At 31.1% G+C, this 25,988-nt stretch carries 22 protein-coding genes; 6 read left to right on the forward strand and 16 right to left on the reverse strand.

The window, feature by feature from the left end:
* Window positions 1-75: 75 nt before the first annotated feature.
* The gene (locus I0K12_RS08790) at window positions 76-606 is read left to right on the forward strand and encodes an RNA methyltransferase (protein WP_196887174.1); all 531 of its coding nucleotides are present in this window, start codon (window positions 76-78) and stop codon (window positions 604-606) included.
* A gap of 87 nt (window positions 607-693) precedes the next feature.
* Here I0K12_RS08790 and I0K12_RS08795 read toward each other — a convergent pair whose 3' ends face one another.
* The 3 genes from I0K12_RS08795 to I0K12_RS08805 form a co-directional block, all read right to left on the reverse strand.
* Window positions 694-1,140, reverse strand: coding sequence for a lipocalin family protein (locus I0K12_RS08795; protein WP_196887175.1), 447 nt, complete (start codon window positions 1,138-1,140; stop codon window positions 694-696).
* A 106-nt stretch (window positions 1,141-1,246) separates the two neighbouring features.
* The gene (gene dut / locus I0K12_RS08800; RefSeq protein WP_196887176.1) at window positions 1,247-1,678 is read right to left on the reverse strand and encodes a dUTP diphosphatase; all 432 of its coding nucleotides are present in this window, start codon (window positions 1,676-1,678) and stop codon (window positions 1,247-1,249) included.
* Between the two features lie 2 nt (window positions 1,679-1,680).
* Complete coding sequence (locus I0K12_RS08805; RefSeq protein ID WP_196887178.1) at window positions 1,681-3,135, reverse strand: lipopolysaccharide biosynthesis protein; 1,455 nt, start codon at window positions 3,133-3,135, stop codon at window positions 1,681-1,683.
* A gap of 132 nt (window positions 3,136-3,267) precedes the next feature.
* Between I0K12_RS08805 and I0K12_RS08810 the strand changes: the two genes are divergently transcribed.
* Window positions 3,268-4,263 carry an NAD(P)H-dependent glycerol-3-phosphate dehydrogenase gene (locus I0K12_RS08810; protein ID WP_196887180.1) on the forward strand — a complete coding sequence of 332 codons (996 nt, stop codon included), beginning with the start codon at window positions 3,268-3,270 and terminating at the stop codon, window positions 4,261-4,263.
* A 342-nt stretch (window positions 4,264-4,605) separates the two neighbouring features.
* Here the strand turns inward: I0K12_RS08810 and I0K12_RS08815 are convergent, their stop codons facing one another.
* A complete protein-coding gene (locus I0K12_RS08815; RefSeq protein ID WP_196887183.1) occupies window positions 4,606-6,252 on the reverse strand; it encodes a S41 family peptidase in 1,647 nt (548 codons plus the stop codon).
* A 121-nt stretch (window positions 6,253-6,373) separates the two neighbouring features.
* Window positions 6,374-6,763: a ribonuclease P protein component gene (gene rnpA / locus I0K12_RS08820; protein ID WP_196887184.1), complete on the reverse strand. Its 390-nt coding sequence runs from the start codon at window positions 6,761-6,763 to the stop codon at window positions 6,374-6,376.
* 98 nt (window positions 6,764-6,861) lie between these two features.
* Here rnpA and I0K12_RS08825 point away from each other — a divergent pair, with 98 nt between their 5' ends.
* The 3 genes from I0K12_RS08825 to I0K12_RS08835 all read left to right on the forward strand — a co-directional run bounded on the left by I0K12_RS08825 (window position 6,862) and on the right by I0K12_RS08835 (window position 10,770).
* Window positions 6,862-8,040: an acyl-CoA dehydrogenase family protein gene (locus I0K12_RS08825; protein ID WP_196887186.1), complete on the forward strand. Its 1,179-nt coding sequence runs from the start codon at window positions 6,862-6,864 to the stop codon at window positions 8,038-8,040.
* A 418-nt stretch (window positions 8,041-8,458) separates the two neighbouring features.
* Window positions 8,459-9,526 (forward strand): Cj0069 family protein, encoded by a 1,068-nt coding sequence (locus I0K12_RS08830; protein ID WP_196887188.1) that lies wholly within the window; start codon window positions 8,459-8,461, stop codon window positions 9,524-9,526.
* A 176-nt stretch (window positions 9,527-9,702) separates the two neighbouring features.
* The gene (locus I0K12_RS08835) at window positions 9,703-10,770 is read left to right on the forward strand and encodes a Cj0069 family protein (protein ID WP_196887190.1); all 1,068 of its coding nucleotides are present in this window, start codon (window positions 9,703-9,705) and stop codon (window positions 10,768-10,770) included.
* 38 nt (window positions 10,771-10,808) lie between these two features.
* Here I0K12_RS08835 and mutS read toward each other — a convergent pair whose 3' ends face one another.
* The 10 genes from mutS to I0K12_RS08885 form a co-directional block, all read right to left on the reverse strand.
* Window positions 10,809-13,385: a DNA mismatch repair protein MutS gene (gene mutS, locus I0K12_RS08840; protein ID WP_196887267.1), complete on the reverse strand. Its 2,577-nt coding sequence runs from the start codon at window positions 13,383-13,385 to the stop codon at window positions 10,809-10,811.
* Between the two features lie 151 nt (window positions 13,386-13,536).
* Entirely contained in the window at window positions 13,537-13,731 is a 195-nt protein-coding gene (locus I0K12_RS08845; protein WP_196887192.1) for a cold-shock protein, read from the reverse strand.
* 62 nt (window positions 13,732-13,793) lie between these two features.
* On the reverse strand, window positions 13,794-14,057 hold the full coding sequence (locus I0K12_RS08850; RefSeq protein WP_196887195.1) for a hypothetical protein: 264 nt from the start codon (window positions 14,055-14,057) through the stop codon (window positions 13,794-13,796).
* 11 nt (window positions 14,058-14,068) lie between these two features.
* The gene (locus I0K12_RS08855) at window positions 14,069-15,868 is read right to left on the reverse strand and encodes a chloride channel protein (protein ID WP_196887197.1); all 1,800 of its coding nucleotides are present in this window, start codon (window positions 15,866-15,868) and stop codon (window positions 14,069-14,071) included.
* A 180-nt stretch (window positions 15,869-16,048) separates the two neighbouring features.
* On the reverse strand, window positions 16,049-16,744 hold the full coding sequence (locus tag I0K12_RS08860) for a hypothetical protein (RefSeq protein WP_196887199.1): 696 nt from the start codon (window positions 16,742-16,744) through the stop codon (window positions 16,049-16,051).
* 268 nt (window positions 16,745-17,012) lie between these two features.
* Window positions 17,013-17,171: a hypothetical protein gene (locus I0K12_RS08865; RefSeq protein WP_196887200.1), complete on the reverse strand. Its 159-nt coding sequence runs from the start codon at window positions 17,169-17,171 to the stop codon at window positions 17,013-17,015.
* 138 nt (window positions 17,172-17,309) lie between these two features.
* Window positions 17,310-22,256, reverse strand: coding sequence for a cobaltochelatase subunit CobN (locus I0K12_RS08870; protein ID WP_196887202.1), 4,947 nt, complete (start codon window positions 22,254-22,256; stop codon window positions 17,310-17,312).
* 175 nt (window positions 22,257-22,431) lie between these two features.
* Complete coding sequence (locus I0K12_RS08875; RefSeq protein WP_196887204.1) at window positions 22,432-22,755, reverse strand: DUF2149 domain-containing protein; 324 nt, start codon at window positions 22,753-22,755, stop codon at window positions 22,432-22,434.
* Between the two features lies 1 nt (window position 22,756).
* Entirely contained in the window at window positions 22,757-23,350 is a 594-nt protein-coding gene (locus I0K12_RS08880; RefSeq protein WP_196887206.1) for a MotA/TolQ/ExbB proton channel family protein, read from the reverse strand.
* A gap of 12 nt (window positions 23,351-23,362) precedes the next feature.
* The gene (locus I0K12_RS08885; RefSeq protein ID WP_196887208.1) at window positions 23,363-24,067 is read right to left on the reverse strand and encodes a hypothetical protein; all 705 of its coding nucleotides are present in this window, start codon (window positions 24,065-24,067) and stop codon (window positions 23,363-23,365) included.
* 175 nt (window positions 24,068-24,242) lie between these two features.
* On the opposite strand from I0K12_RS08885, the gene I0K12_RS08890 reads away from it, so the two are divergent.
* Entirely contained in the window at window positions 24,243-24,584 is a 342-nt protein-coding gene (locus tag I0K12_RS08890; RefSeq protein WP_231372727.1) for a DUF6122 family protein, read from the forward strand.
* An 80-nt stretch (window positions 24,585-24,664) separates the two neighbouring features.
* Here the strand turns inward: I0K12_RS08890 and I0K12_RS08895 are convergent, their stop codons facing one another.
* Window positions 24,665-25,981 carry a hypothetical protein gene (locus tag I0K12_RS08895; RefSeq protein WP_196887210.1) on the reverse strand — a complete coding sequence of 439 codons (1,317 nt, stop codon included), beginning with the start codon at window positions 25,979-25,981 and terminating at the stop codon, window positions 24,665-24,667.
* Window positions 25,982-25,988: the final 7 nt, after the last annotated feature.

The following is a 25,988-nucleotide window of genomic DNA, read 5'->3' on the forward strand; positions in this document are numbered from 1 at the left end:
AGAAAATCGATTCGTTTTCTTTAGGTCTAAGTTTCTAGATGTTTTATTTTTGCTATCTATTTTAGAACGAAATTTATGAGAAAATTAAAAAACAGCGAATTAGGAAGACTGGATGTTGAGAATTTTAAAAAGGCAGAAAAAATTCCTTTAATTATTATTCTAGATAATATTAGAAGTTTAAATAATGTTGGGTCTGTTTTTAGAACAAGTGACGCTTTTTTAGTAGAAAAAATTTATCTGTGTGGAATTACAGCAACGCCACCGAATAAAGAAATTCATAAAACAGCATTGGGAGCAACAGAATCTGTAGAATGGGAATATGTAGAAGAAACAATAGATGTTGTAAACAAGCTGAAAGAAGAAAATGTTGAGGTGTATGCAATCGAGCAAGTAGAGGATAGTATCATGCTACAAGATTTTTCTGTAGATAAGAATAAAAAATATGCAATTGTAATGGGAAATGAAGTAAAAGGAGTGCAACAGGAAGTAGTTTCTGCTTGTACAAATTCTATTGAAATTCCACAATTTGGTACAAAACATTCTTTAAATATTTCTGTAAGTACAGGAGTTGTACTTTGGGATATTTTTAGCAAGATGAGGTATTAAGATTAAAAATGAAATCCATAAAAAAAGCCAGTAATAAAATAAATTACTGGCTTTTTGTTTTAATTATTTTGTTTTCAAAGAGTGTGTTTATTTCAACTTAAATACTGCATAAGTTTGATTCACTGAAACTTCATCTGGCGTTACCGGAATTCTCATTTTAGTATAATTTTCTCTAAATTCTGGATAGATAATATCTAATTCGAAATCTCCACCACCAGTTTCTTGAGCGGCAATATTATAACCACCGTCATTTCTTCTTGACCAATCTCCATCGTATAAAGTTTCTATACAATTTGAATCATCATCTTCTTCAAACCAATTTGAAGTCAAATCTCCATTTACTTTAAAATAAATAGAAGATTGTAACTCACAATCGTCTCCCACTTCTATTTCAGTTCCGTCAGGAGTCACCATGATTATTTTGTATAAATCCCAATTACCAATAATTGGATCTACGTAATTATTATCATCATCATCGCTACACGAAACTAATGCCATTGTCGCAACTACAAAAAACAAAAGTATTTTCTTCATAATAAAATCATTTAAATAATTAACTATACTCAAATATAAATAATAAAATTTTGAATAAAACACTTAAAAAACTTAAAATCAGTAATTTAGACTAATTTTAACATTTTTAGATTCCTGTACTTCCAAATCCACCAGTTCCTCTTTCTGTAGAACCTAACTCAGAAACTTCTTTCCATTGGATGTGTTCGTATTTGGCAATAACCATCTGTGCGATTCTATCTCCATCGTTGATGGTAAACGTTTCGTTAGAAAGATTTACTAAAATCACTCCAACTTCTCCACGGTAATCTGCATCAATTGTTCCTGGAGCGTTTAATACCGTAATTCCATACTTTGCTGCCAATCCACTTCTTGGACGAACTTGTGCTTCAGTTCCTTCTGGAAGTGCAATAAAAAGTCCTGTTTTTACAATAGTTCTTTCTAAAGGTTTCAACGTAATTGCTTCTTCAATATTCGCTCTTAAATCCATTCCTGCCGAATTAATTGTTTCATAACTCGGAGTTTCATGTTTTGATTTGTTTATGATTTCTACTTGCATTTTTATCGTTTTAAAATTTTTCTCAATTCCTTTTTTTCTTTTATAAATAATACGCCTAAATAAACTAATAAAAAGACTGTAGCAATCCATAAATTATCTGTAACAAAATAATCATAAGCTATAATAAGTGCTACAGAAAATAAAATGTAAAAAAGAATATCTTTGATTTTATAAGGAATTAAATAATGTTTTCTACTATATAAATAAGAAATTACAGTCATACTTCCATAAGCTGCTAAAGTTGTCCATGCGGCAGCAATTGAACCAACAATTGGTACTAAAATGAATAAAAGACTAATCGTAATTAAAGCTCCTATAATTGAAAAATACATTCCATATTTAGTTTTGTCTGTCAATTTATACCAAATAGAAAGATTGTTATAAATTCCAGAAAAAAGTAATGCTAAAAGAACGATTGGAACAATATTTAATAGTTGGAAGAATGTATTTTTTCCTAATAAAAGAGGTGCGATAATATCTAGATATAACATTACAAAAAGCATTAGTAAACTCCCTGCAATTGTAAACCATTTCATAATGATTGCATAAGCTTCTTTCGCATTATCTTTAGAAGCATAATTGAAAAAAAATGGTTCTGCACCAAGTTTGAAAGCAAAAATGAATAAAGACATAATTACTCCAATTTTGTAAGCGGCTGCATAAGCTCCCATTTCAAAATCTCCCATGATACTTTTAATGATTAGTTTATCCAAATTTTCATTTGTAATATAAGCCAAACCTGCTACTAAAATTGGCCAACTATAAGAAAGCATATTTTTGATAATTCTTCTATCAAAAGAAATTTTAAATTGGAAAATTATTGGAAGTAAGACTATAAAAGTTACCGCACTCGCAATTAAATTTGCAATAAAAATATATCCTTCTTTGAAACTTGCATCATAATTTGAAGCAATAAATTCTGGTAAAAAATAGCCTTTTTTTATTGCTGTTGGTATATACCAAATGAAAAGAATATTGAAAAAAGCATAAATACAAATATTCAAAATTCGAATTGCTGTATAGCGAATTGGTCGATTTGTAACACGAAGATATGCAAAAGGAATTGCTACTAAAGCATCTAAAACACTAATCCAAATAAGAAGTTCAAAATAAATTGGTTTTGAGAAGCCAATAAAATTTGAAATTTCATTTTTGAATAATAATAGAAGTAGAAGAGCAATTATTGAAGTAGATAATATCGTCAAAAAAGATGTAGAAACAACTTTTCCTTTTTCCTTTTCTTTATTGAAAAAACGAAAAAAAGAAGTTTCCATTCCGTAGGTTAAAATAACATTCAAATAAGCAATCCACACATAAAAATGGGTGTTACTACTATATTCTTCATTAGATAAATATAATGTATGAAATTTAACTAAAGCTACATTGATAGCTTTTGGTAATACAGCTGCAATTCCGTAAATCACAGTGTTTTTCAAAAATCGTTTTAGTGTACTCAATTTATTTGTTTAAGTGAAAACAAAGATAAAAAAATGTGCTTTTTAAGGGTGAATTATAAGGAATCAAATGCATTAAATTTTTAAGTCTCCATGAAAAAGCGTTATTTTTGCATATATAAAACAATTATTTACATGGATTTTTTACCGAAAATTGCCGTTTTTGGCGGAGGAAGTTGGGCTACGGCTATCGTTAAAATGTTGTGTGAAAACCTTGAAACAGTAGGTTGGTATATGCGAAATCAAAACGCAATTGATTACATTGAAAAAAACGATCACAACCCAAACTATTTAAGCTCAGCCGAATTTAACACCAAGCAATTATATTTAAGTTCTGATATAAATGAGTTAGTAGAATATGCTGAAATCTTGATTTTTGCTATTCCTTCAGCTTTTTTAAAGAATGAATTAGAAAAAATTACGGTTCCATTAGATGATAAAATTATCTTCTCTGCAATCAAAGGAATTGTTCCAGAAACAGGACTGATTGTAGGAGAGCATTTTCATAAAATTCATAATATTCCTTTCGAAAACATTGGTGTAATCACAGGACCATGTCACGCAGAGGAAGTTGCGATGGAACGCTTATCTTATCTGACAATCGCTTGTCAAGACGAAGAAAAAGCTATAGAATTAAGTAAATATATCGTTGGAGATTATATCAAAGCAAAAATCTCAGATGATATTATAGGGACAGAATACGCAGCAATGTTGAAAAACATTTATGCAATCGCCGCCGGAATTGCACACGGTTTAGGTTATGGAGATAATTTCCAGGCAGTGCTAATGTCGAACTCGATTCGTGAAATGAAACGATACATTCGTAAGATTCACAAAATGAAACGAAACATTAATAACTCAGCTTACCTAGGAGATTTATTAGTAACAGGATATTCTGTTTTTAGTAGAAATAGAACTTTCGGAAACATGATCGGAAAAGGATATACCGTAAAATCTGCAATGTTAGAAATGAGTATGATTGCCGAAGGATACTACGCCGTAAAATCTGCTTACAAGATCAACAAAGAACTAAAAGCAAAAGCGCCAATCATCAACTGCGTTTACAACATTATCTACGAAGGAAAAGATCCGAAAAAGCAATTCAAGAAATTGACAGATTTATTAGATTAATTTTTGTTCGCCTCTAGAGAGAGGTTAGGGGTGTGTAAAATCCAGTTGAAAATTACACACTAAAAATCTAAAACTTTATAGATCAAATAAAACATAAAAAAAGGGAATCAGTATTTACAACTAATTCCCTTTTTTATTTCAATAATTTGGGCGAAACCATTTTTCTTCGTTTCCAAAAAACTCAGAAAAAGGTCGGGCTTTTCGTTTCTAGTTTTATTTTTCAAAAAAAGTTTTTCTAAAGAAATCCGTGGGCTTCTACGGTCGCCTCCGTTTTCTAAGAAAAAACTAATTTTTGCAAAAACAAAAGCTATCCACTACAATCCCTTTCGCAAAAACACCAAACTATTTCAAAATATCTTCATATTTTTTAGAGTCATTCAAAGTCTTCACAGCCTCCTGAATCACTTCATCATATTTTATTTTATGCTCATAAACTCCATCCTGATAAATATATCTTTCAATAATAAAATCTTCCATTTTATCCTGAATTCTATCCTGAAAATCATCAAATTTATCTACAGTTTCTTTTTTCAATTTTGTTCTTAAAGCTTTATATTCTTTAGAAATACCTTTTGATAAATCATCTTCACTTGAAATTTCTAAAGCTTCTGCAAAAGCAACATCTGCTGGAGTTCTGAAAGTTGTATCTTTTTCGATCAGATAATCTTTTAAAGCAACAAAATCATTTTTAGAAATCTTAAAATCCATCGGATTCTGTAAATTCTGATTTTTATAATAATAATCTGTCACGAAATTAAACATCGCCTCCGAATGAATCAATCCTTCCATCATATCTGAGTCAATTCTTTCTCCAACTTTAATATCCGGAGCAACTCCTCCGCCATCATAAACAGTTCTTCCGTTTTTAGTTTTAAAGCTATTCACACCATTATCCGAAAATTTAGGAACATTTCCATCTTTATCCATATTCGCATAATCTAATTCCTGAATACATCTTCCACTTGGCGTATAATATTTAGAAATCGTAAGTTTCATCTGCGTTCCGTAAGATAATTTTCTAAAACGCTGTACCAATCCTTTTCCAAAAGAACGTTGCCCAATCACAACTCCACGATCATAATCTTGTAAAGAACCAGCTAAAATTTCAGAAGCAGAAGCGGAACGATTATCCACCAAAATAGCAATCGGAATCTGTAAATCTAAAGGTTGTTTTGTTGTTTTATAGGTATCACTCCATTTTTTTACTTTAGCTTTTGTAGTTACAATTACTTCTCCTTTTGGTAAGAAAAAGTTTGCAATATTTACAGCTTCATGAAGTAAACCTCCAGGATTTCCACGAACATCGATGATTAATTTCTCCATACCTTGCTCCATCAATTCCGTATAAGCTGCTTTTACTTCTTTAGATGCTTTTTCATTAAATTTTGTAAAAACAATATATCCGATTTTATCATCAATCATTTTGTAGAAAGGAACTGCATGAATTTCAATTTTTTCACGAGTAACATCAAATTCCATTTTCTTTCCTTGTCTTTCTACAACCAAATGAACTTGTGTTTTCGGAGTTCCTTTTAATAGAGTTTGTACTTCCGCAGCAGGAATTTCATTCAATTTGATTTCATCAATCTGAACTACTTTATCCCCAGCTTTTAGTCCAGCTTTGTCTGCTGGCATTCCTTTATGTACTTTTTGAAAAACTAAGAATCCATCCTTATAACTTGTGATAGTTCCAATTCCTCCATATTCTCCTTTATTATGAATTTTTGCATCAATCACACCTTGTTCGTCATAAAAGTTGGTATATGGATCCAAACTTTTCAACATATTATCAATTGCTACTTCGGTTAACTCTGCTGGATTTACTTCATCGATATAATACATGTTTAACTCTTTAAACAATGTTGTATAAATATCAATTTGTTTTGCCACTTCAAAAAAATCAGATTTGAAAGACAAAGAAATTCCAATCGTAAAGGTCAAAAAGCAAGTGATAAATATCTTTTTGATGGAAAATTTGACTTTTTTCATAATAATTACGGAATATTTAAATTTTAATCACAAACCAATTTTAGTTTGTTTTTTATTAAATGATGTGTGAGACCGTTATGTTTTTTAAGCATAAAATCTCAAAGTTCTCAAATTACAAATTTTAAGAAGAACTTTTTTCGCTATTTACTTTTTCAATGAATTTATGCATCACTTTTACCATTTTAGATTCCAACTCCGCATATTTCCATTCATCACGTCCAGTGTATATAAACATACAAACGTATTTTTCCGTGATTTCTTTTTCTAAAAGGTGTTTATTTAAACGGTAAGCCTCTCGCATTAATCTTTTTATACGATTTCGATCTACCGCTTTTTTAAAGTTACGTTTTGAAACAGAAACTCCCACTTGAAATATTTTTTCATAATCATGATCCGCCTTTACATATATCATTCTAAGTGGAAATGATTTTACATGTTCTCCCTCTGCAAAAAGCTTTTCGATTAGCTTTTTACTTTTTAATTTTTCTTCTTTTCTGAATGTAAATTTCATAACAACAAATGTACGGAATTAAAGATTTCCTTTAAAAAAGAAAATAAGAACTATTAAATTCTTAATTTTGGTAAATTAATAAGACAATATAGAAAAACATGGCACAAGATTTATTTCAAGCACCAGATTATTTCGGACTAGATGATCTGTTGACTGAAGAGCACAAATTGGTTCGTGATGCTGCTCGCGAATGGGTAAAAAGAGAAGTTTCTCCAATTATCGAAGATGCTGCACAAAAAGCGGAATTTCCAAAGCAAATCATCAATGGATTAGCAGAAATTGGAGCTTTCGGACCATATATCCCAGAAGAATATGGAGGAGCTGGTTTAGACCAAATTTCTTACGGATTAATCATGCAAGAGATTGAAAGAGGAGATTCAGGAGTTCGTTCTACTGCATCTGTTCAGTCTTCTTTAGTAATGTATCCTATCTGGAAATATGGAACTGAGGAGCAAAAACAAAAATATTTACCAAAATTAGCTTCAGGAGAATTTATCGGATGTTTTGGATTGACAGAACCAGACTTCGGATCAAACCCTGGTGGAATGGTAACAAACATCAAAGATATGGGAGACCACTATCTTTTAAATGGAGCAAAAATGTGGATCTCGAATGCACCTTTTGCTGATATTGCAGTTGTTTGGGCTAAAAACGAAGAAGGAAGAATTAAAGGACTTATCGTGGAAAGAGGAATGGAAGGATTTTCTACTCCTGAAACACATAATAAATGGTCTTTAAGAGCTTCTGCTACTGGAGAGCTTATTTTTGATAACGTAAAAGTTCCTAAAGAGAACTTAATGCCAAACAAAGATGGACTTGGTGGACCTCTTGGATGTTTAGATTCTGCTCGTTACGGAATCGCATGGGGAGCTATCGGTGCTGCAATGGATTGTTATGATACTGCTTTAAGATATGCTAAAGAAAGAGTGCAGTTTGACAAACCAATTGCTGGAACACAATTACAACAAAAGAAACTTGCTGAAATGATTACTGAAATCACAAAAGCACAATTCTTAACTTGGCGTTTAGGTGTTCTTAGAAACGAAGGAAGAGCAACTTCAGCTCAGATTTCTATGGCGAAAAGAAACAATGTGGATATGGCTTTAAATATAGCTAGAGAAGCAAGACAAGTTCTTGGAGCAATGGGAATTACTGGTGAGTATTCAATCATGAGACACATGATGAATTTAGAGAGTGTAATTACTTATGAAGGTACACACGATATTCACCTATTAATTACAGGATTAGATATTACTGGAATTCCAGCTTTCAAATAAGAATGTAAAAAATTACATTAAATCAAAACTAGGGCAGCGTTTACAGCGTTTGCCCTTTTTAAATTTCTTACAACACTTCTTCTTCATTTTCTTACAAGACGTACTACAATCACTTCCACAAGAAGTTTCCATTGTATTATTCGCTGTAATTGTTTCTGGCGTGAAAATTAGCATGTTATCTTTTTTTATTCCTCTGCAAAGATACTTAATTTAGATTAAGTAAAAATAAAATTTTCTTAAATTTTCTTTTTTAACGCTTTTAGAACTCGAATTTTTACTTTTCATGAATTCTATATTTTGTTAGTATTTAATGATTTAGCAACAATTTTTATAAAAATAAATAAACTTCACTTAACGATTTTAAAACTCTAGATATTTTCTTTTACATATTATAGATTGATATTTCCAGATATGTAAAATGAAAAAACACATAGTAATATTTGAAGCAAGAGGAGGAACAGATAAAGGTTCTTACGGATTTAGAAATGATTCTAGACCAATTATAGATTCTCTAAGAAAAAGAGGCTGGAAAGCAGAAATTATTTTTTATTCTGATGAAAATAGAGGAGAAATTTATAGGCATACTGTTGAAAAAGCAGATGCTTATATTAGTAGAGTAAATCCTGGAAATTTACCTAATGAAACAGGATATTTTCAAATGCTCCGAGAATTGGTGACTAATGGAGTTGCAGGATTACCACATCCAGATGCGATGCAATCTTATGGTGCGAAAAACTCTATAGAAAAGCTAAAAGGAACACCTTTAGTTCCAGAAGATGTATTTTCATATTACACTTTTGAAGAATTTAAAGATCATTTTCCAAATACTTTATTAAAAGGAACTAGAGTTGTCAAACAAAATAGAGGTTCTACAGGAGAAGGAATATGGCGTGTGGAAGTTGTAGATAAAGATAAATACAAAGATGAAATTCCTTTAGATGCTGAATTAAAACTTACAGAAGCAAAAGATAATCACACAGAACATAAATCGCTTCAAGAATTTTTGGAGTTTTGTATTCAATATTTGGAAGGAGAAAATGGAATGTTATTAGACATGCCATTTTTAGAACGAATTGTAGAAGGAGAAATTCGTGTGTTGATGTTGCGAAATACAGTTGTAAATATTGTACATAAAAAGCCAGCAAATACACCAGATGCTTTTTCGGCAACACTTTTTTCTGGAGCAGTTTATCGTTATGACAAACCTGAAGAATGGCCAGATTTGGTAAAATTGATTAACAAAAATATATCGATGATCCAAGATCGATTAGGAAGTTATGATTTACCACTTATTTGGACTGCGGATTTTATCTTAGATACGGATAAAAAGACGAAAAAAGATAAATATGTCTTAGGTGAAATTAATGCTTCTTGTGTTGGATTCACTACTTTCTTAGAATTAAGTGAACAAATTGCAGACGAACTTGTAAACTTACTTTACGCAGAAAATGTTGTAAATAAAAAATGGTCTGCATTCAAAAAATAAAACTAAAAACAAGCTGGGATTTCTAGCTTGTTTTTTTATGCTTGAAAAATATTTTTCTTAAAATAATTAGCTCAACTTTCTTATTTTAAAATCTTTAAGAATCTGTTTTAAAGACTTTGCTCAAAATTTCCTTAACTTAAATAAGCTAAAAACTTTACAAAATATTTAGTTTTATAATGAAGAAGCACATTGTTATTTTTGAAGCAAGAGGAGGAACGGATAAAGGAGATGATGGATTCAGAAATGATTCGAAGCCAATTATTAATTCTTTACGAAAAAGAGGTTGGACGGCTGAAATTATCTTTTATTCCGATGAAAATAGGGGAGAAATTTACAGACATACCATAGAAAAAGCAGATGCCTATATTAATAGAGTGAATCCAGGAAATTTACCAAATGAAAAAGGCTATTTTCAAATGCTACGAGAATTGGTAAATAATGGAGTTTCTGGCTTTCCACATCCAGATACGATGCACATTTATGGTGCAAAAAATTCTATTACAAAGCTAAAAGGAACTTCTCTGGTTCCAGAAGATATTTTTACCTACGCTACTTTTGAAGAATTAAAAAATAACTTTCCCAAAAAATTGGCTGAAGGAATTCGTGTGATTAAACAAAATAGAGGTTCCACAGGGCATGGAGTCTGGAAAGTTGAAGTTTTGGAGAACGAAAAATATACAGACAAAATTCCTTTAGACGCAAAATTGAAATTAATCGAGGCAAATGATAACCATATTGAATATAAATCGCTTAAAAAGTTTTTAAAATTTTGTAAAAAATATTTGAAAGGAGAACATGGAATTATTTTAGATACTCCTTTTTTAGAAAGAATAATAGAAGGAGAAATTCGTGTGATAATGCTGAAGGATAAAATTGTAAATATCGTACATAAAAAACCTGCAGATGTTCCAGATGCTTTTTCTGCGGCACTTTTTTCTGGTGCAATTTATCGTTATGATAAACCTGAGAAATGGCCAGATTTAGTAAAATTAGTAACCAAAAATATTCCTTTGATTCAAGAAAAATTAGGAGGTCATGAATTACCTCTTTTTTGGACAGCAGATTTTATTCTAGATACAGATAAAAACACAAAGGAAGATGTGTATGTTTTAGATGAAATCAATGCTTCTTGTGTTGGTTTTACTACTTTTCTGGAGCTTAGTGAGCAAATTGCAGATGAACTTTTAAATGTTCTTTACGCAGAAAATGTTGTAAATAAAAAGTGGGCTGCTTATAAAAACTAAAAAACTCTAGAATTTGATTTTCTAGAGTTTTTCTTAATTTATTTTTTCAACAACATTTTCTTGATTTCGTTTAACTTCATCAGTGCTTCTACTGGAGTTAAAGTATCAATATTTGTATGAATAATTTCTTCTTTAATATTTTCTAAAAGTGGATCGTCTAATTGGAAAAAGCTCAATTGCATATCCGATTCCTCTTTTGCTTGTTTCAACGATTCTTTTACATCTTCACTGCTATGACTATTTTCCAGATGTTTCAACATTTTAGAAGCTCGATGAATCACAGATTGTGGCATTCCTGCTAATTTCGCTACATGAATTCCGAAACTATGTTCACTTCCTCCTTTAACTAACTTACGCAAGAAAATCACAGTATCTTTTAATTCTTTTACAGAAACATTGTAATTTTTAATTCTCTCAAATTCTTCCTGCATATCATTTAATTCATGATAATGTGTTGCAAAAAGTGTTTTTCCTTTTGTCGGATGCTCATGTAAATATTCTGCAATTGCCCAAGCGATAGAAATTCCATCATATGTACTTGTTCCTCTTCCAATTTCATCTAAAAGAACCAAACTTCTATCTGAAATATTATTCAAAATACTCGCAGTTTCATTCATTTCTACCATGAAAGTTGATTCTCCCATCGAAATATTATCACTTGCACCAACACGAGTGAAAATCTTATCAATAATTCCAATTCTTGCATGTTCTGCAGGAACATAACTTCCCATTTGTGCTAAAAGAACAATCAATGCTGTCTGACGAAGAATTGCAGATTTACCACTCATATTTGGTCCTGTAATCATGATAATCTGTTGTTGTTCTCTGTTTAAAACAACATCATTTGCAATGTATTCTTCTCCAATTGGCAATTGTTTTTCAATCACAGGATGACGACCATTTTTAATTTCTAAATCTGTCGAATCATCCATCAGTGGACGAACATAATTATTTTCTCTCGCAATCGAAGCAAAAGAAGTCAAACAATCCAATTGTGCGATTAATTGTGCATTCAACTGAATTGGCTTGATATAATCCATCATAAAACTAATCAACTCTGCAAAAAGTTGCTGTTCTAATTGTCCGATTTTCTCTTCAGCTCCAAGAATTTTTGCTTCGTATTCTTTCAGTTCTTCCGTAATATATCGCTCAGCATTTACCAAAGTTTGCTTACGAATCCATTCTTCTGGAACTTTCGATTTATGCGTATTTCTTACTTCAATATAATATCCAAACACATTATTAAAAGCAATTTTCAAAGAAGGAATTCCTGTTCTTTCCGATTCTCTTGCCAAAAGACCATCTAAATATTCTTTTCCTGAATTGGAAATATTTCGAAGTTCATCCAATTCTTCCGAAACTCCATCTGCAATGGCATTTCCTTTTGCAATATTTACAGGAGCATCTTCTCGAAGTGTTTTGGTAATTTTTTCTCTTAAAGTCGTACAATCTTGTAGTTGCTCCCCGATTGCTCGTAAAGCTTCGTTTGTACTTAATAAAGCTGCTTCTTTAACAGGAATAATCGCATTTAAAGAATCTTTTAAAAGAACTACTTCTCTTGGACTTACTTTTCCTGTAGCAACTTTTGAAATCAAACGTTCAATATCGCTTATTTGCTTTATTTGATAAGAAGAAACTTGATGAAATTCATCGTTTTCTAAAATATATTTTACAACTTCATGTCGTTTCTTAATTCGATTAATATCTTTTAAAGGAAGTGCTAACCAACGTTTCAACAATCTTCCTCCCATTGGAGAAATTGTTCGATCAATTACATCTAAAAGCGTTACAGCATCTACAGAACTTGAATTGTATAATTCTAAATTTCGCACTGTAAATCGGTCCATCCAAACGTAATAATCTTCTAAAATTCGCTGAATCGAAACAATATGTTGTAATTGATTATGCTGGGTTTCTCCCAAATAATACATAATCGATCCAGAAGCAATTTGTCCTTCTTCTAAATCTTCAATTCCAAATCCTTTTAAAGATTTTACCTTAAAATGATTGTGTAAAGTTTCCAAAGCATAATCAATTTGGAAAATCCAATCTTCTAAATAAAAAGAGTAATAATTATCTCCAAAAGTTTCAATAAACTTCGATTTATGCTGTTTTTGAACTAAAACTTCATTTGGTTTAAAGTTTTGAAGTAATTTATCAATGTATTCTTCATTTCCTTCTGCCACTAAAAATTCACCTGTTGAAACATCTAAGAAAGAAATTCCCATTTGTTTTTTACCAAAATGAATTGCAGCTAAAAAGTTATTTGATTTCGAATGTAAAACTTCATCATTCAAGGAAACTCCAGGTGTTACCAATTCTGTAACTCCTCTTTTTACAATTTTTTTGGTCATTTTCGGATCTTCTAGCTGATCACAAATTGCTACACGCATTCCAGCTTTTACCAATTTTGGTAAATAGGTATTCAAAGAATGATGTGGAAATCCTGCCAAAGCAGTCTCACTATCACTTCCTGCACCACGTTTGGTCAACGTAATTCCAAGAACTTGCGCAGCTTTTTTCGCATCCTCTCCAAAAGTTTCATAAAAATCACCAACTCTAAAAAGTAACATAGCATCTGGATATTTCGCCTTGATACTATTGTATTGTTTCATCAACGGAGTTTCTTTCTTTGCTTTAGCCAATGGTCTGAAGTTTTTTAATTTTTGAAATGCGAAATTAAGGATTTTAAAAAAACCTTTAAAATAAAAAAAGCTTCTAGATAATTCTAGAAGCTTTCTTTATTACTGTTTAAAATATATATCTTTAGATAACGGCAACATTTACTGCAACCATACCTTTACGTCCTTCGCTTTCGTCGTAACTAACTTTTTCTCCTCCTTCTAGAGTAGTTCCTCTTTTTAAACCTGTAATGTGAACGAAAATGTCTTTTCCTGTTTCGTCAGAAGTAATGAATCCAAATCCTTTAGACTCATTGTAAAATTTAACTGTACCTGTCATTTTAAAATTTATAAATTATTAATATTCAATTTAATACTTTTTTAAGAAATATCAAATTTTTGTTATTCTTTTTGTTTTGAAGAGTTTTTCTCTTCGGTATTTTTATCTAATTCCTCAGGATTGGGGTTATGTTTAAAACTGTACTTAGTTAAATCTTTTCCTTGTAATCTGATATAAAGGAACAAAGGTATTAAAATAAATGCAATTCCAAGCATGGAAATTCCGATTACTACATCATTTTTTTCTATCTCAAAGTGTTTCATTGTAAAGCCAATAGCTAAACCTAAGGCAAATACAACTACTAAAATTCTAAAAACCACTTTCATGTTTTAATTATTTAATTTTTTAGGGATGTTACTTCGATTAATTTTCTTCGGTAAACAGTTAAAAGTTTTGACTTTGATATGAATCCAACATATTTTTTTTGATGAATAACTGGCAGATTCCAGGCATTTGTATTTTGAAATTTTTGCATAATTTGCTCCATAGAATCTTCTTCAAAATTAATAATCGTTGGTGCATTATGCATTATTTCCGAAACATGAACTGTTTCATACATATCGGATTCAAACATTATACTGCGAATATCGTCTAAAAGTACGACACCTAAAAAATTTTCTTCTTCATCTATTACAGGAAAAATATTTCGACTACAATTCACCACAGCTTCATGCAACATTTTACCTAAACTCATTTTTGGAGTTACAGGAACAAAGTTTTTTTCTATCAATTCTTCAATTTCCATCATCATCAACACATTTTTATCTTTATCATGTGTGATTAATTCCCCTCTTTTTGCCAATTGCATTGTATAAATAGAATGCGGAATAAAATATTTTGTACAGATAAAAGAAATTGTTGCTGTAATCATCAAAGGAATAAATAGTTTATAACCTCCAGTAATTTCTGCAATCAAGAAAATAGCTGTCAACGGTGCATGTAACATTCCTGCCATGACTCCAGCCATTCCTACCAAAGAAAAATTTCGAGTAGAAGTTTCAATATTTAAAAAAGGTAGATTGTTTAATAAAAGAGAAAAAGCTTGCCCGATAGCACTTCCAACAAAAAGCACTGGAGAAAAAATTCCTCCAACTCCTCCAGAGGCAGTAGTCAATGTAGTTGCAATTGCTTTAAAAATTACCAAACCAACCAAAAGTCCAATAACCATCCAGATATTTTGCAGATATTTATCAAAGAAATTAGTTCCTAAAGCTTGCATATAATCTTCTTCCAATAAACTATTTATTACTTGAAAACCTTCTCCATAAAGCGGTGGAATAATAAAAACCAAAACTCCAATCATAATTCCTCCAATCAATAATCTGTAGACATTATTTTTAAACTTGTGGAATTTCTCTTGAATAAAAAAATGTGTTTTTGTGAAATAAATACAAGTCGCAGAAGTGATAAATCCTAATAACAAATAATAAGGTATATCTTTTAAAACAAAAGCATCTTTTAGTTGAAAGTGTAATAATATTGTCGATCCAAAGAAAAAATGAGAAGTTATTACAGCAGAAGAAGATGCCAATAAGAGTGGAATTAAAGAAACCAAAGTAAGATCTAAACTAAAGACTTCTACTGCAAAAATAATTGCCGTAATCGGAGCTTTATAAATAGAAGACATTGCTCCAGCTGCCGCACAACCAATCAAAAGTGTTCTCGTAGATTGACTCATGTGAAGTAATTTAGACAAACGTGTTCCAACAGAAGCTCCTGTCAAAATTGTAGGTCCTTCCAATCCTGCCGAACCTCCAAAACCAACAGTAAGTGGTGCAGTAATCAAATTGGAAAACATATATTTTTTTGGAAGAATGGATTTCTTTTTCGAAATCGAGTGTAGTACTGTCGGAATACCAAAACCAACATCTTTTTTGAAAATGTACTTTACAACAAGAATGGTAAGTAAAATTCCGATTAAAGGAAAAACGAAGTAAAAAATATTGTGATAATAAACCACCAGATTTCCTTCGAGAATATATTTAATCAAATGCGTCAGGTTTTTAATAATTACTGCCGCAATTCCAGAAAGAAATCCGATGATAAGACTTAATGCATAGACAAAATTTCGTTGCGAAATATTTTTATATCGCCAAATTAAAAAACGAGTAAGAATATTTTTTTTCTGTCTAGGCATTTTAAATCACACATCTCTAAGAGCTTGTTTGAATTTATATCAGAATAATTTTATAGCTTATTAAAACACAATTTTGAAGACTTTTTTAGAGAACATAGCAGCGCTATGTTAAATAAAAAAGACAAGAAATAGGTTTTAAGAAGTGAATAAAAAATTTTGAGATAAATTTTTAAACATGCTCTAAATATCATTTATAAGATACGCAATTTTTTGTAAATCTTCTTTGGTTAATTTCAATATATCTGCAAATGGTGTTTCCTTTAAGAAAGCATCCCAAAGTTTATTTTCCTCAATTACGGCAACCTCCATTTTTAAGTATTTCATAAACTCTTCACCAGCTTCTTCATACTGCGCTCTTAATAAAGCCTCGTATTTTGCGATGTCAAACGTTTCATTTTCTCCAGCATAAATAGCCAATAATTCATAGAAAATTCCTTCGTCTTCCTCATCATCCAAATCCAAACTATTTTCAGCAATCGTAGGATTCGTGTCAGTTAATTGACTCAAAATTCTTTCTAAAATAACCTTTGAAGTATCCATATCCGGAATCAAATAAGCTTCTTGCTCTTCGATAAACTGTAAACCTTCCACATCTTCCAAAATGTTATCTTTCACAACTCTTGCCACCAAGTTTGCTCCGATCACTTTCTTAAATGTCTCATCAGTTTGTACGATAAACACTACAACACGCTCATATTCGTCTTCATTTTCAAAAAGGAAATAAACCGAAACTTCATATCCATTATCATTTTTCGAAACCTGAACTTCAAAAATAATTTCCTCTTCTACACCCCACCAATCCAATTTTATAGGGTTATATTCATAGATTACATTCTCAAAAGAAGTAACTCCATATTTTTTTAAAACAATATCCATTTTATATTTTTTATTTGGGCGTTTCCCTCTCGGGTCGGGCTTTTCGCTATATCTTTTTTGCTAAAGTATCAGAATGAAGAGAAGCAAAAAAGGATGCCGCTACAATCCCTAACGCATTATACCAATACAAAAGTAACCAGAAATCAAAAGAGATTTTTAAAATAAAATGATAATTATTTATAAAATTTTCAAGATTTAAACTTTAGGTAACAGTAAAAAGTTTCGATTCTTAGTTTACCTAAAAATCAAATCAAGGAATATCTAAAACCTAAACAGTCTTTTCTTTCTTCAAAAATTGGAAAGCCATAAAACTTAAACCAAGGATATAAAGCGTAGCACAAAACCATTTGAAATAAAAATTTGAAGCATTAAAAAATACAATCATTAAAAATATGGTAGCAATCGTGAATCGTATAAATTTTGACATAGCTTTTCGTTTTAATTTAGCGCAATATATAAAAAAACTTAAAAGTAAAGAATACCCAAAAGAGTAGTGGAACTTACTAAAAAATAAAGCCTCTAAAAATTAATTTAGAGGCTTTTGGCTTAAAAATATAATTACAAATTACTCTCTCTCCTTCCTTCTCTTTACAATTCCAAATGTAATTGCTCCTCCAAGTAATAGTATGATCCACAGAATTGTAGATAGATTATCTTTTAATAATTCTTGCACAGATGATTTCTGAATTTCTTCTTTTTCTAAAACCATTCCTTCTGCTTGTTCTGCTTTTTTTCCTGAACGAACTTCTTCGATTTGTTGTGTATAACTTTCTTTTAAATCTTTATCCAAAAGACTTGAAATCATTTCTTTTAATTTTGAATTATCACAAACAAATTCGCTACATCCAGCACTGTTTTCTTTGATTAATTCCGCATGTAATTTCGCGATATCTTTCTTCACATTTTCACTTGGTTTCCAATATCCTTTTCGCACAGTTTCCAACATCACTGCGGTCATTTCTTGTAAAGCATACGGATTGGTGTTTTTGAAGAATTCAATCGTTCCAAGATTCTGCTTATCTTTTACATAAATATCATAATATCCTTCCCAAATCTCTTTATCAATCGCATCTGGTTTCATCACATTCCAACCATAGGTATCACGGAAATTCTCAGCAAATCCTTCTGCTGCAGATTCTCCTTCTTTCATTTGCCCTTTGATATATTTCGGATTGAAAAGATTGGTTCTTGTTTCTGTCCAAATTGCTTCTTTCAGACCTTGAACTTTCGGATTGTATTTATTTCTATTATCATTAAAATATCCATCAGGATCTTTTCCAGTTGTCACACGAATACTTGCTGTGATTCCTCCCATAAATTCATAAACATGATCCAGAGAAATCGGTCCAGTTTCATTCGAGGATCTAGGGTGAACAACAACTTCTGCATTTTCCATCATGGTTTCCAACAATCCTTCTTTAAAAGTTGTCCAATCTCCTTCCTGATAAATTGCTCCCATATTTTTGATATAAGTTTCTGCAATTTCATCTTCCGTTTCCCAAGCATCACCTTTTTCTACCATTCCCATAATTCCTGTTCCATAGTGCCCATTTGCACCACCAAAAACTCTAGTTGTAGCGAACTTTTGTGCTTCTTCTGGAGAAAATCCTTTTGCTTTTAAAGATTTTTCTGCTTGTAATGTTCCAGCTTTTACGAAGTTTTCTTCTCCATTTTCTTCTTTCGCATTTGCAGCTAATTCCACAGCTTTATTAATTAAATTAATACGAGAAGCCGCTAAATCTCTAAATTGTCCTGAAGTTTGTACCAAAACATCAATTCTAGGTCTTTTTAAATCTTCTAAGGGAATCAGACGAACATCATAAACTCTTCCATAAGTATTTCGAACTGGTTCTACTCCCAACATGTAAAAAATTTGCCCGATATTCATTCCTTGATTTCGGATAAATTCTCCTCCCCAAAGTGAATAGGTAATTTTCTTTGGATATTTTCCATGTTTATCTAAATGCTTTTTCAGAATCTGTTTTGCCAATTCTTGCCCAGTTTCATAAGCTTCTTTTGTTGGCGTAACTTCTGCATTAATCGCATATAAATTCTTTCCTGTTGGCGTTGCTAAAGGATTCGAAACTGGATCTCCTCCAGAAGATGGCGAAATATATCCTCCATTTAATCCATTTAACATCGCTTGCATTTCAAAATTCGGCGATTCTTGTAAATTCAATCGATAATCTTGAACATTATATAAAGCTTCTTTTAATTGAATTAAAGCTTCTAAAATTCTTTTTTCTTTCGTTTCAATTCTTAAAAGTCTACTTTCAATTGCTTTTTCTTTTTCTAAAAGTGAAGCAAATCCTTTTTCACTTTTTAAAATTCCTTGTAAAGCTTTGAAGTTTGGCGAATCCGAATTTTCAACTGCATTTAAAACTTCTTTATTATTTATATAGAAAGAAATAATTTTCTCTTGTTTTTCAACAGTTGATTTTTCTTCTTTCTTTAAATATTTCTCATAAGCTACAGGAGATTCTTTATAAATTTTAAAGAATTCATTTAGTTTCGATTTTTCAATCGCTTTGTCATAAATTCCTTTCTCCACCATTGCTCGATATTTCGTTGCTCTATCTACTACAGAAGCTTCTTTTATATTATCGAAAAATGGCTGTTGTTGTGTAGAATCTTTCAAGAACTTCACTACTTTTTGGAAATATTTATTTTCCATTGCAGTAACTTTCCAAGCATTTGAATCATCTAATCGTAAAGCATTTTTATATTGCTTTAAACTTTTCTCATTTAATAATCCTAAGAATTCTTGAAGTCCTTCTTTTGTTTTTAAATAATCTAAAGCTTGCTCATTTTTTCTATCTGAAAATAAATGTACATAAGTACTTGTCACTTTCTTTAAATCTACTTTTTCTGGTTCTGTACTAGATTTCGGAACCATCTTATGTGTTTTAGGGTCATAAACCATTTCTTGCTTTGATTTACTTCCTTTAGATTCATGTTTTACAGCACTAGATTTCGGAACCATCTTATGCGTTTTCGGATCATAAACCATTTCTTGCTTTGATTTACTTCCTTTTGTTCCATGTTTTGCAGTACTAGATTTCGGAACCATTTTATGTGTTTTAGGATCGTAAACCATTTCTTGTTTAGCTCCTTTATTTTCATTTAAAATAATTCCTTTTCTTTTTTGCTTTGCATAATTTCCTCCGTAGTATGAAGAAATATTTCCTTTATCTTCTAAACCATAAGCAGCAAATAATTCTTGTAAACGAGCTTCTCTTTTTGTTCCAAAAACATCTTGAGGATTTTTGTTTTCTTTTAAAATCGCATCTACAATCGTTAAAGCTTGTGCTTCAAAATTAGAATGATGATTATCTTTTTTATGATCATGTTCTTCTTCAAGAGAATTTAAATAACTCAAACTTTGTGAAATCGGATCAACAGACATCATTTTCACTGTTTGATATGTTTCATCTTCTGTTTGTTTCTCTCCTAAAACATGAAGTCCTGTTATGATTTTCTCTTTTTCAATTTCATGTAAATACGTATCAATAATTCGAACCGTATTTTCATCTAAATTCGCAACTTCTTCTTTACTTAACTCTAAATCTTTTGCTAAATGTAAAGTATCAATCACTGTTTGAATATTCTTCTTGTATGTTTGCTTTAATTTTCCTTCTTCCAATTCAGGATATTTATGCAATAATTTTGCAATATCTTTTAAAGAACCATACAATTCTGAATCAGTATAAGGAGGTGTCAAATGAGAAAGCATTGTCGCATAAGTTCTACGTTTTGCCATCATTGCCTCTCCAATATTGTCAATCGAATAGAAATATAAATGTGGAACTGGTGCAACTAATACTTCTGGCCAATCTTTTTGAGAAAGTAATAATTGTTTCCAAGGTGTAAATTCTACACTTCCGTGCGCTCCAAAATGCGCAACCACATCCGTATCAAATCCTTTTCTTGCCCAAAGATATGAAGCAATATAAGCATGTGGCGGAGGCTTTGGAAGACCGTGTTGTAATTTGAATTCATTTTCTCCCAAAGCAGCTTGTAAAACTGGCATCAATACAACATTTCCAAATTGTACTCTCGGAATTGCTAAATATTTTTCATTTTCAATCGTTGTTGTATAATATTTTCCTGGAGCTTCTCCATACATTTTCTCTACATTCTGCACGCTTTCTGGATGCAATTCTTCTTGAATCCATTTTTTATATTCTGTTGCAGAAACTAAAGCTGGTTTTCCTTCTTTGATAAATTTATCTAAAGTTCCTTTTGCATAATCTCCTAAAATTGGTCCTTCCGTATGAATTCTTTCCATGAACTTATCAAAGTCTCCTGAAAAATCTCCAACATTATAAGCCTCTTTTTCTAAAGTCTGAAGCATCGCAAAAAGAGATTTTCCTACTTCTAAACCTCCTGCGCTTAAAGCATTTTTTCCATTTCCTTTATAGTAATAAACAACAAACTTTTTGTCTTTGTTTTCTTTATCTTTTAAAGAAAGCCAACGCGTTGCAGTTTTCGAGAAATTTTCAACTCTTCCTGGAATTGGCTTATACGTATGAAATCCGTTTTCCGTAATATATTCTGCAGCAATTGCAAAAGGATGAATTCCTCCGTCTAATTCTGGAACCACGATATTTTGTCCCATCAATCCACCAGAAATTCCTTGCTGATCTGCTTCCCATTCTTTTTGAGAATTAAAAACTAATTGTGGCGTTAGATAAAGAATATTTTCTTCCTGAAGATATTTTACAAAAGAATCATTTCTACCAATTCTTCCATGTGGGAAATTAATAATCATCGAAGGTTTTGCAGCTTTAATATTGTCTAAAACTTTTTTGAATCCTTCAATTGCAACTACATTATGTCCTCTTTTTTCTAGTTCCAAAATCATAGCATCCATATATTCTCGATACTGAGATTGCGAACCATTATTAGAACTCATCAATACGATAGTTTTCGCATTTTCTTTATAAAGGTTTTGTTCTTTATAATACTTCCAATAATCTTCAATATTTTCGAAATAATCCGTTGTTCCTATTCTATAAAAAACATCTTTTGGAATGACAACTGGTTTTTCAATTTCTGAAGTAAAAAGCGATTTTCCATCGAATTTCTTTCTAGAATAATTCAAGAAGTTCTGAATATTTTTTACACTTTCATTTTCAAAACATTTTGTGATATATTCCAAATCTTCTCCAGTGATATTACTGAAATTATTCTCCTTACTTGTCGCCATTAAAACGTGTACAGTACTTCCGTTTTCCATGGCTTTTTTCAAGTTTTCTTTTTGTGTTTCAGACAACATACTGATATGGAAAAGATAAATCACAGGATATTTTTCAATTCCTGTAAAATCATTTTCTTTCAAATCAATTTGTTCTACTTCAATAAAATGATTCTCATTCGCCTTGACAATTTCTGCCATTTGCGAATCACGATAATTTACTAAAGCGATTTTTGTGAATTGTGCTTTGTATAAGAAAAAAGCGACGACCACAATAACTAAAACGCTAAAGATGTAAATAAGTCTTTTTTTCATTTTGGGTAAAATTTGTCCCACCTTCCTTGGCAGAGGATGGAATCTGTTGAATTAGGATGTTTATATAATTGTATAGTGAAATCTTACAATCAACATTTTTAGTAAATAAAATCCTCCGTTATTTTAGAGATGGGTTAAAAGAATTTTACCACTAAAAAATCAATTGTAAAATTGTTTATTCTTCAGGTACGTAGATAATTTCTCCGTTTTCTAATTGATATGCAGTTCCAACTTTCTTTCCTTTTCCTTCCGAACTTCCTTTGGAACCTTTATATTTTTCGATGGTTTTTCCTTTCTTTTGAATGATTTCCATATTTGTTTTTCCAGGATTTTTCACAATTGTAAAATCATCTTTAGTCAACATTTCTGTCATTTGAAATCTAGAAACTAAAGCAACCATCAGCGCAACTGCAAAAACCATTGCGATATCAAATAAATTGGTCATTCCAGACATCGGATCATCATCTCCAGCTTGTAACAATCGTTTTTTTCTTTGCATCTTAGTTTTTGTTTTTTAAAGTATTTGCTAAAAATTCTAAATTGTTCAAATCTGAAATAAACCAGCGTTGTTTCACCAATTGCGTTACATAACCAATTGCTCCAGCGAAAATCCCTACAACTGTTGTTGAAAAGGCAACTTGCATGTTTTGCGCCATCGAAGCGATATCTCCATTTGCCAAACCAACTAAAGCAGGACCAAGAGGAATCAAAGTTCCCATCAGACCAACCATAGGACCTAATTTTGCTAAAGATTTTGAACTACTTAATTCTTTTTCAGAAGCGATTTCGAAGTCCGATAAAATCTTTTCAATATGGTGTTCGTTTGACTTATATTTAACGATTTCTAAAAGGTGATTTTTGAATAATTTATTTCCTGTAATTTTCTCTTGAATATCGTTTTCAGTGATTTTATTTTCCGAGAATTGTTTTAGAAAATCTTGGATATGGCTTTCATATTTTAATCGATTGATATACATTCCGAAAAATCCTCCTAACAACATCAATGCGCGTACAAAACCGAAAAGTAATAATGCGATAACAGGAATTAATAACCCTGTAGAAACCCAATAAAGTATATTTGTAATACTATCCATAATCTGTGTAATTTATTTGTGGAAAAACTTCTTGAAGAAATTTATTTGAATATTCTTTTGATAAAAAAAGTAACCGAGAATAGCGAAAATTCCGATGATTCCAAAAGTGAAAGTAATCGGGAACCATTCGATGGTTAATTGTGTAAATGGAATTTTTGTTCCTTTCACAATCAGTGGCAAAAACATGGCTAATAACAATTGAAAAAGTGCAATTAGGATTTTCACTTCTGCTCTTGTTCCCCAGTCTTTAATAATGATTTTGCTTAAAAAACTTCCTAAAAACAGTATGATTCCAGTTCCTAGTGCGAAAATTAAAGACAAGTAGAAATAATTAATATTGTGTATTTCTAAAAAGAAAAGTGTTTGTGTGAAAAAAATTCCGATGATAAATAAAAAAGATGGGAAGACAGGAATCCAATTTGTCAATTGTTTTTTCTTGGTAATAAAATGTCCTTTCAGTTGAATAAGAGAAAAGATTATTTGAATAAAAGCTTCAAAAATCTGGAAAATTGCAACTAAAGAAACCACTCCTGCAAGATTTAAAATCTCTTCCATTGTTTGGCTATTTTGCTTTGCTGAAAAAGAATAAATCCCAACAATAAAAAACATAGGAATAGCGATAGAAATCAACTTTATCCAGCGGTTTTCTGCCAAAGAAATATGTACAAAAGTGTATAGAATTGCAGTAATAAAAAACAATAATAAGAATACTGACATTTTGAATCTGGTTTACCTTATTTTTATTCAATCTAAATAAAAGCAAAAGTAACTAGTTTTTTCAAACTGCAAAACTTTTCTTTAAAATAATTCTAAATAAGGAGTTTTCGACTTTAATTTCAAGGGGAGAAAACCTTTATAAAAAAGGTATCTTTGCAATTAATTCAAATAAAAAATGAGTCAATTCTTAGAAATATTACAACCAATAGTTCATTATAGCTTACACTTTCTTGTTCCTGGTCTGATTGCTTATATTTTTTTTAGAAAAAACTGGAAACAAGCTTGGCTGATTATGATTTTAACGATGTTGGTAGATTTGGATCATTTGTTTGCAACACCCATTTTTGCTCCAGGAAGGTGTAGTATTAATTTTCATCCATTACATTCTTATTATGCAATCGCTTTTTATTTCGGAATGCTATTTTTTCCAAAACTAAGAATTGTTGGAGTAGGTTTATTATTTCACATGTTTACCGATTATCAGGATTGTCTTTGGATGTGGTATGTAAATAATTAAAAAAAGCTCCACTCTTCCAAAAGAAGAATGAAGCTTTTAACTATTATAATTTCCCAAAAATAATAGTCTAATATACAAATTTACTCACCAGCTAGGTTTACAAAATATTCAGCTACACCACCGTTTGAGATTGTGTAAAGTTGTTTGATTTGTTGTGTTGCAAAATCATACTCATAGAATCCGTTGATTTGTTCATCTTGGTTGATGTTTTGCATGTAGATTTTGTTTCCATAAGTTACAGCAACAGGATAAGAGAATCCAGCTGTAACAGGCGTTCCATTTAAGAAAGTAGCAGATTGAGAGTTTAAATCAATTTCTGCCCACTTCATTGTTGGCCCATAAATCACCAATTGATATAATTCCTGAACTTCTGCTTGTGTAGCAGTTCCAGTTGCTAATTTTTGTAATAATTCTAAAACTCTAGGATCATCTGGTACAGCATTTAAACAAGCATAAGCTTTTCCGTTTGCTCCATAAGTTAATCCAGTTGCCATGTGTACTACATTTGTTCCAAATCCAGCAGCAACTACAGGATTGAAGCTATAGTTTTCATCAAAATCATTTGATCCTACAGGAATTTTTAATACTTGGGGTTGCGATTCCGTTGTTGCTAAAGGTCCAACTCTTCCGTCTAATCCGTAAGAACCTTGTGCTAAGATGAAAATATTTCCTTGCTCATCTACAACAGGGTTGTTCATTCCACGTGTGTAAGGATCCATCGCTCCTTGATATTCTGCAGTAGCAACTCTTTTCTTTGTATTTAAATCAATAACTTCTACATAAATTGAAGAAGCATCATAGAATTGTTGTGTATCTTGATCTACTGTAGAAAGTGGTGCGAATAACTTGTTATCTTGTGGTCTATAAATAAAATTATAGTAAGTATTTCTTTCGTTATCTGGGAAAACTTTTTGACCTGTCATGTCAATTTTTCCAAGATTTGTCATTGTTGTTGGATTAAACATATAAACGTCTACTCCGTTAATTAAAGAATAAACACCTAATTCATCATTAATCACAGCAGCAGAACCAACTCTGTCTACAGTTGCAATTCTTCCTTGCTCTACAACTTCTCCGTTTTCATCTGCAACGATTTTTACGAAAGCATCACTACCATCCGTAGCTGTTCCGAAAATTGCATTTTTATATTGTGTTTCAACATTAAAACTAATGAAAGGTTTTTCTTTAGTCATGTCTAAAGCATCCGTAGGGATTTCTTCAAAATATCCTCCGAAATAACTATTGTTCCCTTGAGCATATGTAGTCGAAGTAATGATAAATCCTTCTGTTTTGTTTTGCTCTTGAGGAGTTGTTGGTGTTGAATCATCATCGCTTGAACATGATGTAGTTCCAACTAAAAGAGAAGCCATAAATAGGCTAAGAATCATTTTTTTCATGATATAT

Origin of the sequence: Aureivirga sp. CE67, assembly GCF_015767245.1 — a bacterium.
Classification (GTDB): domain Bacteria; phylum Bacteroidota; class Bacteroidia; order Flavobacteriales; family Flavobacteriaceae; genus Aureivirga.

Coding starts and splice junctions, on each gene's coding strand:
- I0K12_RS08790 (WP_196887174.1), top strand. CDS start 76: ATGAGAAAATTAAAAAACAGCGAATTAGGAAGACTGGATGTTGAGAAT.
- I0K12_RS08795 (WP_196887175.1), bottom strand. CDS start 1,140: ATGAAGAAAATACTTTTGTTTTTTGTAGTTGCGACAATGGCATTAGTT.
- dut (WP_196887176.1), bottom strand. CDS start 1,678: ATGCAAGTAGAAATCATAAACAAATCAAAACATGAAACTCCGAGTTAT.
- I0K12_RS08810 (WP_196887180.1), top strand. CDS start 3,268: ATGGATTTTTTACCGAAAATTGCCGTTTTTGGCGGAGGAAGTTGGGCT.
- I0K12_RS08815 (WP_196887183.1), bottom strand. CDS start 6,252: ATGAAAAAAGTCAAATTTTCCATCAAAAAGATATTTATCACTTGCTTT.
- rnpA (WP_196887184.1), bottom strand. CDS start 6,763: ATGAAATTTACATTCAGAAAAGAAGAAAAATTAAAAAGTAAAAAGCTA.
- I0K12_RS08825 (WP_196887186.1), top strand. CDS start 6,862: ATGGCACAAGATTTATTTCAAGCACCAGATTATTTCGGACTAGATGAT.
- I0K12_RS08830 (WP_196887188.1), top strand. CDS start 8,459: ATGAAAAAACACATAGTAATATTTGAAGCAAGAGGAGGAACAGATAAA.
- I0K12_RS08835 (WP_196887190.1), top strand. CDS start 9,703: ATGAAGAAGCACATTGTTATTTTTGAAGCAAGAGGAGGAACGGATAAA.
- mutS (WP_196887267.1), bottom strand. CDS start 13,385: ATGAAACAATACAATAGTATCAAGGCGAAATATCCAGATGCTATGTTA.
- I0K12_RS08845 (WP_196887192.1), bottom strand. CDS start 13,731: ATGACAGGTACAGTTAAATTTTACAATGAGTCTAAAGGATTTGGATTC.
- I0K12_RS08850 (WP_196887195.1), bottom strand. CDS start 14,057: ATGAAAGTGGTTTTTAGAATTTTAGTAGTTGTATTTGCCTTAGGTTTA.
- I0K12_RS08855 (WP_196887197.1), bottom strand. CDS start 15,868: ATGCCTAGACAGAAAAAAAATATTCTTACTCGTTTTTTAATTTGGCGA.
- I0K12_RS08860 (WP_196887199.1), bottom strand. CDS start 16,744: ATGGATATTGTTTTAAAAAAATATGGAGTTACTTCTTTTGAGAATGTA.
- I0K12_RS08865 (WP_196887200.1), bottom strand. CDS start 17,171: ATGTCAAAATTTATACGATTCACGATTGCTACCATATTTTTAATGATT.
- I0K12_RS08870 (WP_196887202.1), bottom strand. CDS start 22,256: ATGAAAAAAAGACTTATTTACATCTTTAGCGTTTTAGTTATTGTGGTC.
- I0K12_RS08875 (WP_196887204.1), bottom strand. CDS start 22,755: ATGCAAAGAAAAAAACGATTGTTACAAGCTGGAGATGATGATCCGATG.
- I0K12_RS08880 (WP_196887206.1), bottom strand. CDS start 23,350: ATGGATAGTATTACAAATATACTTTATTGGGTTTCTACAGGGTTATTA.
- I0K12_RS08885 (WP_196887208.1), bottom strand. CDS start 24,067: ATGTCAGTATTCTTATTATTGTTTTTTATTACTGCAATTCTATACACT.
- I0K12_RS08890 (WP_231372727.1), top strand. CDS start 24,243: ATGAGTCAATTCTTAGAAATATTACAACCAATAGTTCATTATAGCTTA.
- I0K12_RS08895 (WP_196887210.1), bottom strand. CDS start 25,981: ATGAAAAAAATGATTCTTAGCCTATTTATGGCTTCTCTTTTAGTTGGA.